The organism is Streptococcus parasanguinis ATCC 15912, assembly GCF_000164675.2.
GTDB classification, from domain to species: Bacteria; Bacillota; Bacilli; order Lactobacillales; family Streptococcaceae; genus Streptococcus; species Streptococcus parasanguinis.
In genome coordinates this window covers 1,235,107-1,251,902 of sequence record NC_015678.1, presented here as the reverse complement: position 1 = coordinate 1,251,902, position 16,796 = coordinate 1,235,107, and the positions used below count along the sequence as shown (strand labels likewise).

Sequence of the window (16,796 nt, the reverse complement as noted above, 5' to 3'; positions counted from 1 at the left end):
AAGCCACCTGTTTTCACGGGCAGTTTTGACTTGCTTGATCTGTGGTATAATGGAACCAGATAATTTACACCCTTTGAAAGGGAAAAGGTTAGATTGTATGATTAAGTTGATTGCAACAGATATGGATGGGACCTTATTAGATGAGCGAGGAGAGGTGGATCTTCCGCGTCTGGAAAGGCTGTTGGACCACTTGGATCAAAAAGGGATTCGCTTTGTCATTGCGACGGGAAATGAAATTCATCGCATGCGCCAGCTCTTGGGTCCTTTGGTCAAACGGGTGACTCTGGTCGTAGCCAATGGAGCTCGGATTTTTGAGGATGACCAGATGATTCTAGGAAAATTCTGGGATCGAGAACTTGTAGAGGCGGTTCTTGCTTATTTTAAGGGGCGAGAAATTTCAGACCAGCTGGTTGTCTCAGCTGTCAATGGTGGCTTTGTCAAGGAAGGCACGGTCTTTACAGAAGTTGAGAAATTCATGCAGCCGGAAGTGATTGAAGCCTTGTACAAGCGGATGAAGTTTGTTCCGGAATTGACAGCAGATCTATTTGATCAGGTGCTTAAAATGAGCTTGGTGGTTGGCTTGGATCGTCTCGATCAAGTGAGCCAAGAAGTCCAGCGGGCTTTTGGAGATCAGCTCATGGCGGTTTCGAGCGGTTTTGGCAGCATGGATCTCTTACAAGCAGGCATTCACAAGGCTTGGGGATTGGCTCAATTAATGGAAATGTGGCAGCTTAATGCTAGCCAGGTCATGGCCTTTGGGGATAGCGGAAACGACATCGAAATGCTTGAAATGGCTACTCACTCCTATGCTGTGGCCAATGCAGAAGAAGCTGTCAAGGCTGTTGCCAAACACTTAGCGCCGAGCCATCAAGAAGGTGGTGTCTACCAGGTGATCGAAGAGTATCTAGGATTGACCCCCTGGGAACAAGTGAAAGGAAAGAATTAGATGGCAGTACAACTGTTAGAAGACTGGCTCTTAAAGGAGCAGGAAAAAATCATAACAACCTATCGGGAACTCAATCAAGACCCTCTGAAGGAGCCTGGTTTGATCTTTATCGGAGACTCCATCGTAGAGTATTTTCCCATTCATGAACTATTACAAAGTCCCAAGCACATGGTCAATCGAGGAGTGCGAGGCTATAAGACGGTTCTCCTTCGTGAGCATCTAGACGCCCATGTCTTTGGAACGGCGGTGGATCAGATCTTTCTTTTGATTGGGACCAATGATATCGGAAAAGAAATTCCTCAAAAGGATACCTTAGATAATGTAGAAGCAGTCTTACAAGCGATCATGCGTGACTTTCCACTGACGAACATCAACCTGATCTCGGTTCTACCAGTCAGTCAAGGAGAGCGCTACAAACAAAAAGTCTATATCCGGACCAATGAAAAAATTCAAGCCCTCAACCAGGCCTATCAAGAATTGGCCCAGGCCTACCACCAGGTCAGCTATGTCGATGTGTATTCGTCTTTATTGGATGAAGAGGGGCAGTTGGCAGAAGCCTATACGACAGATGGCCTTCATTTAAGTGTGGCTGGTTACCGCATCCTAGCTCAAGCTCTGCAGGAGACGTTATAGAGACAAAAATAGGGAGCGAAAAAAAGCCCAATCAGACAAATCTTCAAAGGAAGCTTTCAGATTGAAGATAAAGTCCTCTTAGAAACTTTCCTTAGGTGAGTTACGGACGTCAGCGAACTTCGTAGAAGTTCCATGACTTAGTTTTGGACCTAAGGTTCCAAAACTCCCGTGTGCCTGAAACATAATTGTTTCAGGCACTTTTCTCACAGCGGAAAGTTTCAATAGATGCTTTGATGGTTCTTATAATTGAAATTTTTTCTATTTATTTTTAGAGCTCTTTAGATGATTTTTTGTAAAAACAGATTGTCTACCTTCCCCTATTTCCAAGAGGAAATTTTTTTATTTTTTAAGGTTGACAAATGTAAATCTTAGGAGTAGAATAGCATTATAAGATTTACAAATGTAGATTTTGAAAGGAGAGGCTATGCAAATTTCCAATGCGGAATGGCGCATCATGAAGATTATCTGGATGGAAGGCAAGCAGACCAGCACGGATTTGATCGCAGTCTTGTCCGAGCGCTTTGATTGGTCGAAGTCGACGATCAAGACCCTCTTGACGCGCTTAGTGGAAAAGGGGTGTCTGACTAGAGAAAAAGCAGGCAAAGCCTTTGTCTACTCGGCTCTGTTGACGCAGGACCAGAGTTTAGACTTGGTCGTTGAGGATGTGAAGGACAAGGTTTGTTCAAAAAGGATTGTTCAGGTGCTTGAAAACGTGATTCAGGCGAGTGACTTTACGCTAGCAGATCTTAATCAGCTGCAGCAGGTCCTTGAAGAAAAGAAAGCAGAGGCTGTCGAAATAGTCCCTTGCAATTGTATGTAATAGAAAGAAGGAAATTTCATGTTTGGATTGGTGATTAGTATTGTTTGTATACTTGTGGTTGTCTTTATTGCTTGGTGGTTCTTTGCAGAACATGAAAAGATGAGTGACCACGCTCGTCAAAAATCAGGTTATCAAGAAATTGAAGTCGAAGTCATGGGGGGCTATTCGCCTGAAACCATCGTTCTGAAAAAGAATGTTCCAGCCCGGATCATCTTTAACCGCAAGGATCCCTCTTCATGTCTTGACCAAGTGGTCTTTCCAGACTTTGGGGTGCATGAAGATTTGCCTTTGGGTGAAAAACATGTCATTGAAATTACGCCAGAAAAAGCGGGCGAATATGGGTATTCATGTGGTATGAATATGATGCATGGTCACATGATTGTGGAATAAAGGAGTAGGTATGGCAGAAAAACAAAAAGCAGTTGTGGAAAACGGAGTGCAAAAGATCCGTATTACAGCAGAAAAGGGCTATAGTCCCAAAGAATTTCAACTCCAAAAAGGGATTCCTGCTGAAATCACCTTCCATCGGGTCAATCCTTCCGGCTGTTACAAGGAGATTTTGTTTGAAGATCAGGGGATTTTAGAGCCTTTGGAAGTCGGTGTGGATAAGGTCATTTCCTTTACCCCGACAGAAACAGGGGACTTTGAGTTTTCATGTGGAATGAAGATGCAAAAGGGTTCCTACACGGTTGTGGAAAAACGCCGTCGTGTCTTGAGTTTACTGGGTCGCTTTTGGATTACTAGTATCTTTACTCTTCCCTTATTGATCTTGATGATCGGGATGATGGCAGGCTTTGTATCCCATCCAGTCAGTCGCTGGGGGACTTTTCTAGCGACAACGCCGATCATGTTGGTAGCAGGAGTTCCTTTTATCAAGAGTGCCTGGGCCTCATTTAAGAAGCACCATTCCAATATGGATACCTTGGTAGCTCTTGGAACCCTGGTAGCCTATGTCTATAGTGTATTTGCCCTTTTTACTGGTCAGCCAGTATACTTTGAGGCTGCGGGTTTTATCATCTTCTTTATCCTCTTAGGGCAAATCTTTGAAGAACGGATGCGTAACAATGCCTCCGAGGCCGTGGAAAAGTTGTTGGATTTGCAGGCAAAAACGGCTCAAGTTCTCCGTGATGGGAACTATGTCGAGGTGGCGGCAGAAGATATCCAAATTGATGACTTGATTCGGGTCCGTCCTGGGGAAAAGATTGCGGTTGATGGGACGATTGTAGAAGGAAGTACGACCATTGATGAGTCGATGGTGACAGGTGAAAGCTTGCCTGTGGAAAAATCAGTTGGTGATGCAGTTATCGGCTCCACTATCAACAGCAATGGGACCATTCTCTTTAAGGCTGAAAAAGTCGGTAGTGAGACCCTCTTATCTCAAATTGTGGACTTTGTCAAAATGGCCCAATCCAGTCGTGCTCCTATTCAAGATTTGACGGATAAGATTTCAGGTATCTTTGTTCCAGTGGTGACGATTTTGGCCATTGCGACTTTCTGGGTTTGGTCCGTGCTTCTGGGTGCGTCGCTTCAAGAGGCCATGCTCTACGCAGTCTCTGTCCTCATTATTGCCTGTCCTTGTGCCCTTGGTTTAGCAACCCCAACAGCCCTCATGGTCGGAACCGGCCGTAGTGCCAAGATGGGGGTTCTGATTAAAAATGGAACAGTTCTTCAAGAAGTGCAAAAGATTCAAACCGTTGTGTTTGATAAGACAGGGACCATCACCATTGGCCAACCGCTCGTAACCGATGTGGTAGGAGATGAAGCGCGTGTCTTGACACTGGCTGCTAGTCTTGAAACTTTTTCAGAACATCCACTAGCCCAAGCGGTGTTATCCCAAGCAGAAGAAAAAGGTTTGGTGCTATCCCCTGTGGAAAACTTCCAAGCGATTGAAGGAAAAGGGGTCCAAGGTCAGATCGACCAGCAGTTGGTGACCTTGGGAAATGGCAAACTTCATGACGGGACAGCGATGGATCCGGAGCTTGAAAAACGGATGGTAGACTTGCAAGAGCAGGCCAAAACAGTGATCAGTTTGTCTGTGGATGGGCAAGTGATTGGCTTGATTGCCATTCAAGATGCTCCGAAGGCTAGCTCAAAAGAAGCGATCAAAAAGCTCAAAGAACGGGGCTTGAAAACGGTCATGTTAACGGGGGATAATGAACGGGTGGCCCAAGCTATTGCTAAGCAAGTGGGAATTGACACCGTCATTGCTGATGTCCTTCCTCAAGAAAAAGCTAGCGCCATCCAAAAACTGCAAGAAGCTAGTAAGGTCGCCTTTGTTGGAGATGGGATCAATGATGCTCCTGCTCTTTCGATTGCAGATGTTGGGATTGCTATGGGATCGGGTACGGATATTGCGATCGAGTCTGGAGGTATCGTGCTCACGCAAAATGATTTACTTGGCGTTGTGCGCGCCTTTGACATGAGTCAAAAGACCTTCCGTCGGATCTTACTCAATCTCTTCTGGGCCTCTATCTACAATATCCTTGGGATTCCAATTGCTGCTGGAGTCTTTGTAGGACTGGGATTGACCCTCAATCCAGAACTAGCAGGTCTTGCTATGGCCCTTAGTTCTTTGTCTGTTTTGACCAGCTCGCTACTCCTCAATGTCGCGAAGATTGATTAATGAAAATAAGAAGTGGTATAGCATGCAGTATCGCTTAGAATGTAGAATAACTTTTTTAAGTAATATAAGTTAAGTGATTCAACGAAGAAAGACAAATGAGTTTCAATTTTTAGATTGAATCAAGAAATACCAAAAACTTTCCGCCGTGAGAAAAGAGAGTGGGACAGAAATCGAATTCTAACGAATTACCGATTTCTGTCCCACTCTCTTTTTTATCTTTTCTTACAGCTCTAAGGGAAAAAATCAGGTAACAAAATATAGCATAAAATCCTATTGTAGGATAGTTTGTGAAATTTTCTCAAAATAGTCATCTGTTATGGAATAGGGATTGAGCATCTTTGAGCAGATCTTTATACATGTGAATCTCTTTGTGATAAATTAATACTGTAATCGTTTTGTAAATCGTTTTCATTAGAAAAGTCTGAAAAAACTCATTTTCAAGGCGAGATGATCGCAAAGATGAAGTAGAAGCGCTATGCTGCATTTTTAAAGGATCGAAATAGATTATAAAGGAGAGTTAAAATGACTCAAGGAAAAATTACTGCATCTGCAGCAATGCTTAACGTATTGAAAACATGGGGTGTAGATACGATCTACGGTATCCCATCTGGAACACTTAGCTCACTCATGGACGCTTTGGCTGAAGACAAAGATATCCGTTTCTTGCAAGTTCGCCACGAAGAAACTGGTGCTCTTGCAGCAGTTATGCAAGCTAAATTTGGTGGCTCTATCGGGGTTGCAGTTGGTTCAGGTGGACCTGGTGCGACTCACTTGATCAACGGTGTTTACGATGCAGCGATGGATAACACTCCATTCCTTGCCATTCTTGGATCACGTCCAAACAACGAGCTGAACATGGATGCCTTCCAAGAGCTTAACCAAAACCCAATGTACAACGGTATCGCTGTATACAACAAACGTGTAGCTTACGCAGAACAATTGCCAAAAGTAATCGACGAAGCTTGCCGTGCTGCCGTTTCTAAAAAAGGTCCAGCCGTTGTTGAAATTCCAGTAAACTTTGGCTTCCAAGAAATCGACGAAAACTCATACTACGGATCAGGTTCTTATGAACGTCACTTTATCGCTCCTGCCTTGAACGAAGTTGAAATTGACAAAGCAGTTGAAATCTTGAACAATGCGGAACGTCCAGTGATCTACGCTGGTTTCGGTGGAGTTGGTGCGGGTGATGTCATCACTGAATTATCACGCAAGATCAAAGCACCAATCATCACAACTGGTAAAAACTTTGAAGCCTTCGAATGGAACTATGAAGGATTGACAGGTTCTGCTTACCGTGTTGGTTGGAAACCAGCCAACGAAGTGGTTTTCGAAGCAGATACTGTTCTTTTCCTTGGTTCAAACTTTCCATTTGCTGAAGTTTACGAAGCCTTCAAGAACACTGAAAAATTCATCCAAGTGGATATCGACCCTTACAAACTTGGTAAACGCCATGCCCTTGACGCTTCTATCCTTGGAGATGCAGGTCAAGCAGCCAAAGCAATCCTTGATAAAGTAAACCCAGTTGAGTCTACTCCATGGTGGCGTGCTAACGTGAAGAACAACCAAAACTGGCGCGACTACATGAACAAACTCGAAGGTAAAACTGAGGGTGCGCTTCAATTGTACCAAGTTTACAACGCTATTAACAAATACGCTGATGAGGATGCAATCTACTCAATCGATGTCGGTAACTCAACTCAAACATCAACTCGTCACCTTCACATGACACCGAAGAACATGTGGCGGACATCTCCACTCTTTGCGACGATGGGGATCGCCCTTCCTGGTGGTATCGCTGCTAAGAAAGACAATCCAGATCGCCAAGTATGGAACATCATGGGTGATGGAGCCTTCAATATGTGCTACCCAGACGTGATTACTAACGTTCAATACAACCTTCCAGTCATCAACGTGGTCTTCTCAAATGCTGAGTATGCCTTCATCAAGAACAAATACGAAGACACAAACAAACACTTGTTTGGTGTTGACTTCCCTAACGCTGACTACGCGAAAATTGCAGAAGCACAAGGAGCTGTTGGATTCACAGTAAACCGTATTGAAGATATCGATGCAGTCGTTGCAGAAGCTGTGAAACTCAACAAAGAAGGTAAGACAGTTGTGATTGATGCTCGTATCACGCAACACCGTCCGCTTCCAGTAGAAGTTCTTGAGTTGGATCCAAAACAGCACTCAGAAGAAGCTATCAAAGCCTTCAAGGAAAAATACGAAGCAGAAGAACTCGTACCATTCCGCCTCTTCTTGGAAGAAGAAGGGTTGCAATCACGCGCAATCAAATAATTCTTCTCGTCGAAAATCAAATGTAAAGTTTGTAAATTTTATTCATTGATTTTCATAGAGAGAAACTTGAAAAGATCGGAGCCATCCGGTCTTTTTGTGGAGGATAAGAAATGAATTTAAATCAATTAGATATTATCGTTTCAGATGTTACCCAAGTTTGTGCTAGCTTGGAGCGTATTTTGGATAAAAAGGCTGATTATGTTGATGATAGTTTTGCTCAGTTCACGATTGGCAGTCACTGTCTCATGTTGTCTCAAAATCATTTGATTCCTTTGGAAAATTTTCAGTCAGGAATCATTCTTCATATCGAGGTTGAGGATGTAGACCAGAACTACAAACGGTTGAAAGAGCTTGGTATCCAGGTTTTAAACGGCCCAGTTGTAACCGATTGGGGAACCGAAAGCCTGTTAGTTGAAGGCCCTTCCGGACTAGTGCTTGATTTTTATCGTATGAAGTAGGTAATTCTATTATCAAATTTTTCATCAAAAAATTTAAACGTTCTTGGAGTGGAACTTAAAAAGATCGGAGTTATCCGGTCTTTTTATGTTCCCAAGTGTAGGAGTTACCTTAGAATAGTATCAGTTTTTCATAGGATCTTGTAGGATTTTTTGGAAAGAGAAGGGTATAATAGAACTATCAAATCAAGTGAGGTAGAGAGATGACCGACAAACTTCAATTTCCAGATGGTTTCCTTTGGGGTGGTGCGACGGCTGCTAACCAGTGTGAGGGAGCATATAATGAAGATGGCCGTGGCTTGGCCAATGTGGATGTGGTGCCGATTGGGCCTGATCGTCACGCCATTATTACGGGTCAGAAAAAGATGTTCGACTTTGAAGAGGGCTATTTTTATCCAGCTAAGGATGGCATTGATATGTACCATCGCTACAAGGAAGACATTGCTCTCTTTGGGGAAATGGGCTTTAAAACCTATCGTTTGTCCATTGCCTGGTCTCGGATCTTCCCTAAAGGAGATGAACTAGAGCCGAATGAGGCAGGCCTACAGTTCTATGAAGACCTCTTTAAGGAGTGCCATAAGTATGGCATTGAACCCTTGGTGACCATTACCCACTTTGACTGTCCCATGCATTTGATTACCGAGTATGGAGGTTGGCGTAGTCGTAAGATGTTGGAATGTTATGAACGACTCTGCCGGACCCTCTTCACTCGCTACAAGGGCTTGGTCAAATACTGGCTGACCTTTAATGAGATCAATATGATCCTCCATGCGCCTTTTATGGGAGCAGGTCTCTGCTTTGAAGAAGGGGAGAATGAGGAGCAAGTCAAATACCAGGCAGCTCACCATGAATTGGTTGCTTCAGCCATTGCTACCAAGCTAGCCCATGAGATTGATCCTAACAATAAGGTCGGCTGTATGCTTGCAGCAGGGCAAAACTATCCGCATACCTGTGCTCCACGAGATGTCTGGGCTGGTCTAGAAGAAGACCGCAAAAACTATTTCTTCATCGATGTGCAGGCGCGTGGGGAATACCCTAACTATGCCAAGAAAGAGTGGGAGCGTCAGGGAATCACGGTTGAGATGACGGAGCAGGACCTGCAATTGTTGAAAGACCATACAGTGGACTTTATTTCCTTCTCCTACTATGCTAGTCGGGTCGCTTCAGGGGATCCAGCTGAAAGGGAGAAAACAGCGGGCAATATCTTTGCCTCTCTGAAGAATCCCTACCTAGAAAGCTCAGAATGGGGTTGGCAGATTGACCCTCTTGGTCTCCGCATTACGCTGAACACCATCTGGGATCGTTATCAAAAACCCATGTTTATTGTAGAAAATGGACTAGGTGCCGTTGATACCCCAAATGAAGCCAGGGAGATTGAGGATGACTATCGGATTGATTACCTCGCAGCCCATGTCAAGGCCATGCGGGAGGCCATCAACGAAGATGGCGTTGTCCTCTGGGGTTATACGACTTGGGGCTGTATTGACCTGGTCTCTGCCGGGACAGGAGAAATGAAGAAACGCTACGGCTTTATCTATGTCGACCGGGACAACGAAGGCAAGGGAAGCTTGGCCCGCTCACGTAAGAAATCCTTCTATTGGTACAAAGAAGTCATTGCGACAAATGGGGCTTCTGTCAATTAAATGAGCACTCGATCAAGAGGAATCCTTCACTTGGTCGAGTGTTTTCTTTGCATTTTTGATTGACGAAGGTCCCTTTATTTGATAGGCTAGGGGAATAGAACTGATTTCGCAAGAAAAGAAAAAAGGAGCGAGGCAAGTGGCACGGATTTTATTAATCGAGGATAATAATGATATCCAAGAAATTTTATACAGTCTCTTAAGTGAAGATCATGAGGTCCTTCAGGCTTTTTCAGGTACAGAAGGGCTACGGCTCTTCCAGCAAGAAGCCATTGATTTGGTCCTTCTGGATATCATGCTTCCAGGGAAGAATGGGGACCAGGTCCTTGAGGAGATCCGTATGCAGAGTCAGGTGCCAGTCATCATGATGACGGCTCTTGGAGACAAACACCTCATTAGCCAGTACCTCCTTGCAGGTGCCAATGATTATATTGTCAAGCCCTTTAATCTGGACGAAGTGGCAGCTCGGGTGACGGTGCAGTTGAGAAATCAACCGACGGTAGTACAGGAAGCTCAAGCGTCGCAAAAGCTTTCCTTTAAGAATTTGGTCTTAAATCCAGAAACCTTTGAACTGGAGTCTGAAGAACAGACGCTTCGTTTGGGCAAAAAAGAATTTCAAATTTTTGAGACCTTGCTGGTTCATCCAAAGAAGATTTTCACCAAGGAAGAATTGTATGAGGCGGTCTGGGAAGAAGTTTATCTGCCTGGAGACAATACGCTCAATGCCCAATTGAGCAATCTCCGAAAGAAAATTGCTCAGCTCGATCCAGATGAGGACTATATTGAAACGGTCTGGGGCTTGGGTGTTCGCTTGAAAGGAGACAAGTAATGTGGGTTTTAGTTCTAATTCTTGTCGTCCTTGTCCTTTTCTTGGGTTTGGGCTATGCTCGCTTGCTTTCTGCCTTAAAGGATTTGCGGGAGCAGATTCAAAAGAAGCTTCAAAGTGGGAGTGGGGTACGACTGACCTCCCAGGTCTCAAAAAAAGAATTGGTCGCCTTGACCAAGCAGGTCAGTGATCTCTTTGATCAGATCGAGCGGACCAATCGGATTGCCTTTCAAGAGAAAAAGACCTTGGATATGGCTATCAGTAATATTGCTCACGATATTCGGACGCCTTTGACCATTGCGTCGGGCTATACCCAACAAATCATCAAGGGTGGGACGCAGGAAGAGGAAAAGCTGAAGAAAATTGCTTCCAATCTTCAAGTCGTCTCAAAACGCCTGGAATCTCTCTTGGAATACAGACGCTTGATGGAGGGAGCCATTCAGCCTCGGATTTCAGACGTCGATCTCAGCCAAGTCCTAACTCAGCAGTTATTCCAGTATTACGATAGCTTGTCTGAGGCGGGGATTGCCTTAGAGGTAGAGCTAGAAGAGCATCTTCATTATGCTACGGATCCCGAGCTCTGGGAGCGCCTCTTGCAAAATATGCTCAGCAATGTCCTCAAGCATGGAAAGGAGCAGGCACGTTTGACCTTGACCTCGGACGTGGACACGATTCGGGTCGAGCTGCGCAATATCGTGCAACAACCGATCCAGCATTTAGACCAACTGGCTAGTCGCTTCTACTCTGAGAATTTATCGGACACAGAAGAGTCATCTGGCTTGGGCCTTTACATTATTCAAAATTTTGTAGAGATCTTAGGGGGCGACTTGCAATTGGCAACGGAGGCAGACTGGTTTATCTTGACCATTACACTAAACAAACAGGCTTGACCAATCGTCAAGCCTGTTTGTTATAAATCTTTGTGTTTAAAAGTAGCGAGTCCTAGGAAGCCAAAAACAAGGATGAATCCAAGGGCAATCGAGAGAGTGTTGGTCGTTGCTGTTGTACTTTGGACCAAGGAATATTGGAACTCCAAGTTTATAAAGTGGAAAATGTCAATATCTTTAAAGAAGAGCGCAGGCAGGCTTAAGAGGATATTTCCGATGAAGTAGCCAACGAAGGCCAAGGTGATGGATTGGCTGGCGTAGAGGAGGAAGGAAATGATACTGACCCAAGCCAAGGTGCAGAGGAACTGAATCAGCACAGTCAGACCAAAATGAGCCAAGAAGTGCTCTGGCATGGTGCCAAGTCCATTGTAGAGGGTCGCGATCAAGAAGACGAGACCATAAGAAACAAGAAATTGAAAGAGAGCAATGGTCAGGACGACTGCGCTTTTGGCAAAGTAGTAGCTAGTGCGAGAAACGCCATAGGCCAGGCTATTCTTGTATAAGTTTTGCGTTAAGTCTGTTCCCAGGACCAAGGTGATGACAATAATGGTAAAGAGGATGGTCACACTGATGCTGGAAGAGTAGTTGGTCAAGGCTTTAAAGCCCGTCCAAACTTCGGTTGCTTGGGGTAATTTGGATTCCGTATTGACGCCAACGTGGCCGGTAGCTCCAAAGATGACTCCAGACAGGATGTTAAGAACGAGAATGGCTTCTGTAATCCAAAAACCTTTGGAGCGAAAAAGTCTGTAAAAATCTGCTTGAATGGTATGCAACATGATAAATCTCCTAAATGAAATATGTGGGATAAGTAATACGAGACGGTGGTTTGACTAATCTACCAAGTCCGTAAAGAATTTTTCCAGATCCTGGCGGGCATAGTAGATTTCATCCACGTCGATATCCGCTTGAACGAGGGCTTTGACAATGACTTTAATATCGTGAGTCTGTCCGAAGATATGGATTTCTCCATCCTTATCGATGACCTTGATACGGTGATGGAGCTGATCCTGGATCAGTTGACTCGCAAGGGCTAGCTGACTGGTCTTGAGGATGATGTAGTCTTCTCCTTGTTCTTCGAATTCAGCCTTGCTAATTTCTTTGATCAGGCGCCCTTGGTCGACAATGCCAAAACGATTGGCAACCAGATAGAGTTCAGAGAGGATGTGACTGGAAATGAGGATGGTCATGCCGAGTTCATCATTGAGGCGCTTGATCATCTGACGGAATTCCTTGATTCCGACTGGATCAAGGCCATTGATGGGTTCGTCCAGAATAAGGAAGTCGGGCTTGGCAATGAGCGCAATCGCAATTCCCAACCGTTGTTTCATCCCTAGTGAAAAATCGCGGAATTTCTTCTTACCCGTATTATTCAGGCCGACATAGTTCAAGGTTTCTTTGATGACCTGGTCGGGATTGGGAATATGGCGAGCCTTGCAATAGTAGACCAGGTTTTGATAGGCGGTCATATGCTTGTGAGCCACGGGACTCTCAATGACGGATCCGACCCGTTTCAGGGCTTGCGTCCACTGGGAGCGACTTGTAGAAGCAAAGAGAGAGACGCTTCCGTTGGTTTCTTGAATCAGCTGGGTGATGACCTTGATGAGGGTGGTTTTCCCTGCGCCATTTTTACCGATCAGGCCGTAGACGTCGCCTTTGCGAATGGTGAGATTCACATCATTTAAGGCGTATTGATGACCGAATTTTTTGCTCAAATGGGAAATTTCTAATACTTTTTCCATGGTTTTCTCCTTCGTCCAAATGACTAGTTGTTTTCTTTACACTCTTAGTATACAGCTTGCTTTTCAAATAACTATCAAGCAATTCTCAAATATTTCTAAAAAAAGAGAGTGGGACAGAAATCGGTAATTCGTTAGAATTCGATTTCGTCGTCCCACCTCCGCACAGTTGAGTAGGGCTGTAAAAGCTGATGAAATCAGCGTAGTAGAGCCCACTCAACCACTGCGTCTTGCTCGACAATCCAAAAATAATTGAGAGGCTAGGACTTTTGTCCCAGCCTCTTAATTTTAGAACCCAGCAACAAACTCTTTGATGGCTTGCGCGAGTTCATAGGGTTTCTCGGTATTGAGTAGATGACCTCCGTCTGCGATTTCTTGATAGCGGCCTTTTGGCAGGAGCTTGGCCAATTTTTTAGAAGAAGATTGATTGGCCCAATCTCTGCTACCACAAACAACCAAGCTAGGGAGAGGGCAAGCTTTTGCGGTATCGGTTAAATTGAGCCCTTTTAATTCGGTCAAGATTTGAATCATCTGTTGTTTATTGGCATCTTGTTTTTCAAAGACATGCTTGGGAAGTAGACGAAAGAGAAGGATCTGGAGCCGATAGAGGGGGTTGGTGTTGAGTTTGTATTGAGTTCCTGCAAGGACCAAGCCCTTGAGTTGCGGGAAGTCTTGTCTGGAGAGATCAAGAGCGAGCACGCCACCTAGTGAGAGTCCTACCAGAATAAAGGGTTCGCTTTCTTGCTGGAGGCGCTCCATCAACCTTTCTTTGACTTCCTGATAGCTTTCTTTTGGATGGGAGAAAATATCAAAAGTTTTGGAGTGCAAGGGTGAAAGTGCAAATTGGACTCCTTGCCAAGAGAGGACATCTTGCCCTAGTCCATGTAAAAAAATAAGTTTCATCAGGAATCCTTTCTTTGAAAATCGAGTTCGTAGAGACCACGAAGAGCATTGCAGGCATAAATACGATCAGCGTCTGTTAAATCGTTCAGAGTTAAGAGTTTTTCTTCAACTTGCTGGGTCTCAAGAAGATGGCGCCGATAAATGCCATCGAGTAAGGGGAGGTGAGCTGGTGGGGTGTAGAGTTGTCCCTCTATCTCCAGCACCAGATTGCCAATCGTCGTCTCTAGCAAGCTTCCGTCTGGCAGATGGAAAATTTGCTCGTGATCTGACTGGTTGAGATGGTCTCTCTGACTCGTTTTGAAATAAGTAAATGGCGTTGCTAAATCAAGCTTCTGCTCTGTCAGTTGGGCCTGTAGATAGCCAGCTGGCAAGTCTGTCAGCTCCGTGATCACTAGGTGGAAGGTCCCGTTTTTTTGCAAGGCAATCCGACAACGATAGTCAAGGTTGGACTCCAAATGAGCGAGCTCTTCTTGAAGTTCTTTCAGGAGTTTTTGCTCATCATAAGGATAGGCAAAGTAGCGACTAGCTTCTCTCAAGCGTGTTACATGTTGGTCTAAGAAAGACAACTCTCCTTGGTGGATGCGGCCGGTCGTCAGGAGCTCAAAGTGAGGCTCTTGCCGGTAAAGGACAGCCGATTTTTGCTTGGTTTCCTGGTATTCACTTTCCCATTTGCTGTCCCAAGTGATGCCTCCTCCCACGCCATAGATGGCTTGATCTCCCTGCATTTGAAGAGTCCGGATGGCTACATTAAAAATCCGTTTCCCTTTTGGAAGAAGGATGCCGATCGTTCCACAGTAGACACCTCGAGGAGCCTTCTCCGTCTTTTGGATGATTTCCATAGTGGAGATCTTCGGTGCTCCTGTAATCGAGCCACAAGGAAAGAGAGCTCGGAAGGTTTGGACCAGGTCGATCTCAGCTCGCAAGCGACTTTCAATGGTCGAGGTCATCTGCCAAACGGTGGAGTATTGCTCGACTTGGCAAAGACGGGTCACCTGCTCACTTCCAATTTCCGAAATCCGGTTCATGTCATTGCGGAGGAGATCCACGATCATCATGTTTTCTGCTCGATTTTTTGGATCGGCTTCTAGCCAAGCAGCCTCTTGAAGATCCTCTTGGTTTGTGAGACCACGGCGCGTCGTTCCCTTCATAGGGCGCGTGGTCAGTAGCCGGTCGTTTTGCTCAAAAAAGAGCTCAGGACTGATGGAGAGGATGGAGACATCATCGTGCTGGATGAAGGCATTGTAACGGGCTTTCTGCTCAACCACTAAGCGGTTGTAGATGGCCAAAGGGTCAGACTTAAGCTCTTGAGAAAGCTGGACAGTGTAGTTGACCTGGTAGGTATCTCCCTGGCGGATATGGTGATGGATGGTCTCGATAGCTTCTTGATAAGCAGGTGCCTCTACCTCTTCCTTCCAATTGGCTGGAAGATCCACTGCCCCATAGTCCTCTGGAAAAGGAAGGGTTTCGACCTCCTCGTGGATCGTAAAATAGAGGAGATACTCTCCCATAAGAGGTGCTGGATGGACAGCAAATTTCTTCTCAAAAGCAGGAGCAGCCTCATAGCTGACATAGCCAACAGCATAAAAACCTTGCTCCTGGTAGGCTTCGACTTCTCTAAGAAGAGCCTCTACCTGGTCGAGGTTTCTAGTTTTTAATTCCTTTATGGGCTTGGTGAAAAGGTGGCGCAATCCAAGCTCTTTAAAATCAATAATGGTTTGTTTATGCATGCTTTGAGTATATCAAAAATAGAGGAAAAAAGGTAGATAAGGATGTAAGATTCCTTGCTTGGCCTTCCCTTTCATGCTAAAATAACCATAGAAACTGCATTGGGCAAGGAGTAGGAATATGCAAAAGAATCCCCTCTATAACACCTCTAGTATCAGCTTTTTTCAATACCTCTTTGCGATTGCAGTGATATTGGTGCATAGTGGTCGCTTGACCTCCTATGAGCCACTGCATTTTGGTCTTAAGAGTATGCTCGGCCGGCTAGCGGTTCCATTTTTTATCGTCTGTGCCAGCTTTTTCCTCAAGCAATCACTAGGGGATTCTCAGAAAATGAAGGCCTATCTGGTCAAAATCGTAAAAACCTATTTGTTTTGGAGTTTTGTTTACCTTCCGTATGCCTGGGTCTTTTTTTCTAGTCTTCATCTTCCTGTCTATCTCTTTCCTGCAGGTGTTCTCATCGCACTGATCTATCTGGGCATGTGCTACCAACTCTGGTATATCCCGGCCTTTTTGCTGGGCTTGTTTTTGGTCAATCAATTAGTCAAACGCCTAGGCATGGTTTGGACGGGTTTCCTGGCCTTGCTCCTCTATTGCTGGGGCTTGATCGAGACCTATTCGGCTTATCTGGACACCACAAGTCTTCTCAAAGGTTACCAGCTCTACAGCAATTTATTTTTTACAGCGCGAAATGGTCTCTTTTACACGCCCATTTTTATCTATATGGGTTACTATCTGTATGATCATTTTCATGCACAAGCTTTTAGAATTCACCGTTGGCAAAAGCTAGCTCTTGCCTTTGGTTTGCTCTGTCTAGAAGGAATCATCATTTTTCAACACGAAGGAATTGATAAGAACTTTTTCTTTCTACTTCCCTTTGTGACCGTTTATTTGGTCAATGCCTGCCTGCGATCGTCCTTTTTGAAAAGCTATGATTTGCAGTATTTAAAGCAAATGAGTATAGCCCTTTACTTTTCGCATCCGATCTTTATCGAGTGGGCTCGCTATGGCTTTAGCAGCCTCCCCCTTACTTATCCAGATAGGGGCAAGCTGATTTTTGTGACCGGCCTGTTTGGCAGTCACCTCTTTGGGCTAGCTATGCTGTGGGTACGAGATAAGAAGAAAAATCAAAAAACTTCACCAATCTAGGCTAAGATGAAGTCTTTTTTATGACTTAGTAAGGGCAATTTCCTCTAGCTTTGTGTAGCTTTTTTCAATTCCCGAACGTTTTCAAGAAAACTTCAGAAAATTCTTGACTTCTGATGAAATCGGCGTATGATTAGTTGTGAACTGTTGAACAATCATTT

Annotated in this window: 15 protein-coding genes; 11 read left to right on the top strand and 4 right to left on the bottom strand. The window is 44.7% G+C overall.

Going from position 1 to position 16,796, the window contains the following annotated elements; translation table 11 throughout:
• Positions 1–97: 97 nt before the first annotated feature.
• The 10 genes from HMPREF0833_RS05885 (at position 98) to HMPREF0833_RS05840 (ending at position 11,131) form a co-directional block, all read left to right on the top strand.
• The gene (locus tag HMPREF0833_RS05885) at positions 98–946 is read left to right on the top strand and encodes an HAD family hydrolase (protein ID WP_041818366.1); all 849 of its coding nucleotides are present in this window, start codon (positions 98–100) and stop codon (positions 944–946) included.
• Positions 947–1,579, top strand: a complete 633-nt coding sequence (locus tag HMPREF0833_RS05880) for an SGNH/GDSL hydrolase family protein (protein ID WP_013904154.1) — start codon at positions 947–949, stop codon at positions 1,577–1,579.
• A 424-nt stretch (positions 1,580–2,003) separates the two neighbouring features.
• Positions 2,004–2,399 carry a CopY/TcrY family copper transport repressor gene (locus tag HMPREF0833_RS05875; RefSeq protein ID WP_003015985.1) on the top strand — a complete coding sequence of 132 codons (396 nt, stop codon included), beginning with the start codon at positions 2,004–2,006 and terminating at the stop codon, positions 2,397–2,399.
• Positions 2,400–2,417: 18 nt separating this feature from the next.
• Positions 2,418–2,789 carry a cupredoxin domain-containing protein gene (locus HMPREF0833_RS05870; RefSeq protein WP_013904153.1) on the top strand — a complete coding sequence of 124 codons (372 nt, stop codon included), beginning with the start codon at positions 2,418–2,420 and terminating at the stop codon, positions 2,787–2,789.
• A gap of 10 nt (positions 2,790–2,799) precedes the next feature.
• On the top strand, positions 2,800–5,022 hold the full coding sequence (locus HMPREF0833_RS05865; protein WP_041818365.1) for a heavy metal translocating P-type ATPase: 2,223 nt from the start codon (positions 2,800–2,802) through the stop codon (positions 5,020–5,022).
• Between the two features lie 522 nt (positions 5,023–5,544).
• The gene (gene spxB, locus HMPREF0833_RS05860) at positions 5,545–7,320 is read left to right on the top strand and encodes a pyruvate oxidase (RefSeq protein WP_013904151.1); all 1,776 of its coding nucleotides are present in this window, start codon (positions 5,545–5,547) and stop codon (positions 7,318–7,320) included.
• A 110-nt stretch (positions 7,321–7,430) separates the two neighbouring features.
• Positions 7,431–7,778, top strand: coding sequence for a VOC family protein (locus tag HMPREF0833_RS05855; protein WP_003017645.1), 348 nt, complete (start codon positions 7,431–7,433; stop codon positions 7,776–7,778).
• 200 nt (positions 7,779–7,978) lie between these two features.
• Positions 7,979–9,418, top strand: a complete 1,440-nt coding sequence (locus HMPREF0833_RS05850) for a 6-phospho-beta-glucosidase (RefSeq protein WP_013904150.1) — start codon at positions 7,979–7,981, stop codon at positions 9,416–9,418.
• A 136-nt stretch (positions 9,419–9,554) separates the two neighbouring features.
• Positions 9,555–10,244, top strand: coding sequence for a response regulator transcription factor (locus HMPREF0833_RS05845; RefSeq protein WP_013904149.1), 690 nt, complete (start codon positions 9,555–9,557; stop codon positions 10,242–10,244).
• A complete protein-coding gene (locus HMPREF0833_RS05840) occupies positions 10,244–11,131 on the top strand; it encodes a sensor histidine kinase (RefSeq protein WP_013904148.1) in 888 nt (295 codons plus the stop codon). The genes HMPREF0833_RS05845 and HMPREF0833_RS05840 overlap by 1 nt, the downstream gene beginning before the upstream one ends.
• 20 nt (positions 11,132–11,151) lie before the next feature.
• Here the strand turns inward: HMPREF0833_RS05840 and HMPREF0833_RS05835 are convergent, their stop codons facing one another.
• The 4 genes from HMPREF0833_RS05835 to pabB all read right to left on the bottom strand — a co-directional run bounded on the left by HMPREF0833_RS05835 (position 11,152) and on the right by pabB (position 15,494).
• On the bottom strand, positions 11,152–11,904 hold the full coding sequence (locus tag HMPREF0833_RS05835) for an ABC transporter permease (RefSeq protein WP_013904147.1): 753 nt from the start codon (positions 11,902–11,904) through the stop codon (positions 11,152–11,154).
• 54 nt (positions 11,905–11,958) lie between these two features.
• A complete protein-coding gene (locus HMPREF0833_RS05830) occupies positions 11,959–12,867 on the bottom strand; it encodes an ABC transporter ATP-binding protein (protein WP_003018764.1) in 909 nt (302 codons plus the stop codon).
• Between the two features lie 285 nt (positions 12,868–13,152).
• A complete protein-coding gene (locus HMPREF0833_RS05825; RefSeq protein WP_013904146.1) occupies positions 13,153–13,767 on the bottom strand; it encodes an alpha/beta fold hydrolase in 615 nt (204 codons plus the stop codon).
• Positions 13,767–15,494: an aminodeoxychorismate synthase component I gene (gene pabB / locus HMPREF0833_RS05820; RefSeq protein WP_013904145.1), complete on the bottom strand. Its 1,728-nt coding sequence runs from the start codon at positions 15,492–15,494 to the stop codon at positions 13,767–13,769. Before pabB ends, HMPREF0833_RS05825 begins: the two co-directional genes overlap by 1 nt.
• Positions 15,495–15,612: 118 nt before the next feature.
• On the opposite strand from pabB, the gene HMPREF0833_RS05815 reads away from it, so the two are divergent.
• Positions 15,613–16,638 (top strand): acyltransferase family protein, encoded by a 1,026-nt coding sequence (locus HMPREF0833_RS05815; RefSeq protein WP_013904144.1) that lies wholly within the window; start codon positions 15,613–15,615, stop codon positions 16,636–16,638.
• The last annotated feature ends 158 nt before the right edge of the window (positions 16,639–16,796 follow it).

Bases quoted from the DNA above. Each gene is read 5' to 3' on its own strand.
- HMPREF0833_RS05885 (WP_041818366.1), top strand. From the start codon at position 98: ATGATTAAGTTGATTGCAACAGATATGGATGGGACCTTATTAGATGAG.
- HMPREF0833_RS05880 (WP_013904154.1), top strand. From the start codon at position 947: ATGGCAGTACAACTGTTAGAAGACTGGCTCTTAAAGGAGCAGGAAAAA.
- HMPREF0833_RS05875 (WP_003015985.1), top strand. From the start codon at position 2,004: ATGCAAATTTCCAATGCGGAATGGCGCATCATGAAGATTATCTGGATG.
- HMPREF0833_RS05870 (WP_013904153.1), top strand. From the start codon at position 2,418: ATGTTTGGATTGGTGATTAGTATTGTTTGTATACTTGTGGTTGTCTTT.
- HMPREF0833_RS05865 (WP_041818365.1), top strand. From the start codon at position 2,800: ATGGCAGAAAAACAAAAAGCAGTTGTGGAAAACGGAGTGCAAAAGATC.
- spxB (WP_013904151.1), top strand. From the start codon at position 5,545: ATGACTCAAGGAAAAATTACTGCATCTGCAGCAATGCTTAACGTATTG.
- HMPREF0833_RS05855 (WP_003017645.1), top strand. From the start codon at position 7,431: ATGAATTTAAATCAATTAGATATTATCGTTTCAGATGTTACCCAAGTT.
- HMPREF0833_RS05850 (WP_013904150.1), top strand. From the start codon at position 7,979: ATGACCGACAAACTTCAATTTCCAGATGGTTTCCTTTGGGGTGGTGCG.
- HMPREF0833_RS05840 (WP_013904148.1), top strand. From the start codon at position 10,244: ATGTGGGTTTTAGTTCTAATTCTTGTCGTCCTTGTCCTTTTCTTGGGT.
- HMPREF0833_RS05835 (WP_013904147.1), bottom strand. From the start codon at position 11,904: ATGTTGCATACCATTCAAGCAGATTTTTACAGACTTTTTCGCTCCAAA.
- HMPREF0833_RS05830 (WP_003018764.1), bottom strand. From the start codon at position 12,867: ATGGAAAAAGTATTAGAAATTTCCCATTTGAGCAAAAAATTCGGTCAT.
- HMPREF0833_RS05825 (WP_013904146.1), bottom strand. From the start codon at position 13,767: ATGAAACTTATTTTTTTACATGGACTAGGGCAAGATGTCCTCTCTTGG.
- pabB (WP_013904145.1), bottom strand. From the start codon at position 15,494: ATGCATAAACAAACCATTATTGATTTTAAAGAGCTTGGATTGCGCCAC.
- HMPREF0833_RS05815 (WP_013904144.1), top strand. From the start codon at position 15,613: ATGCAAAAGAATCCCCTCTATAACACCTCTAGTATCAGCTTTTTTCAA.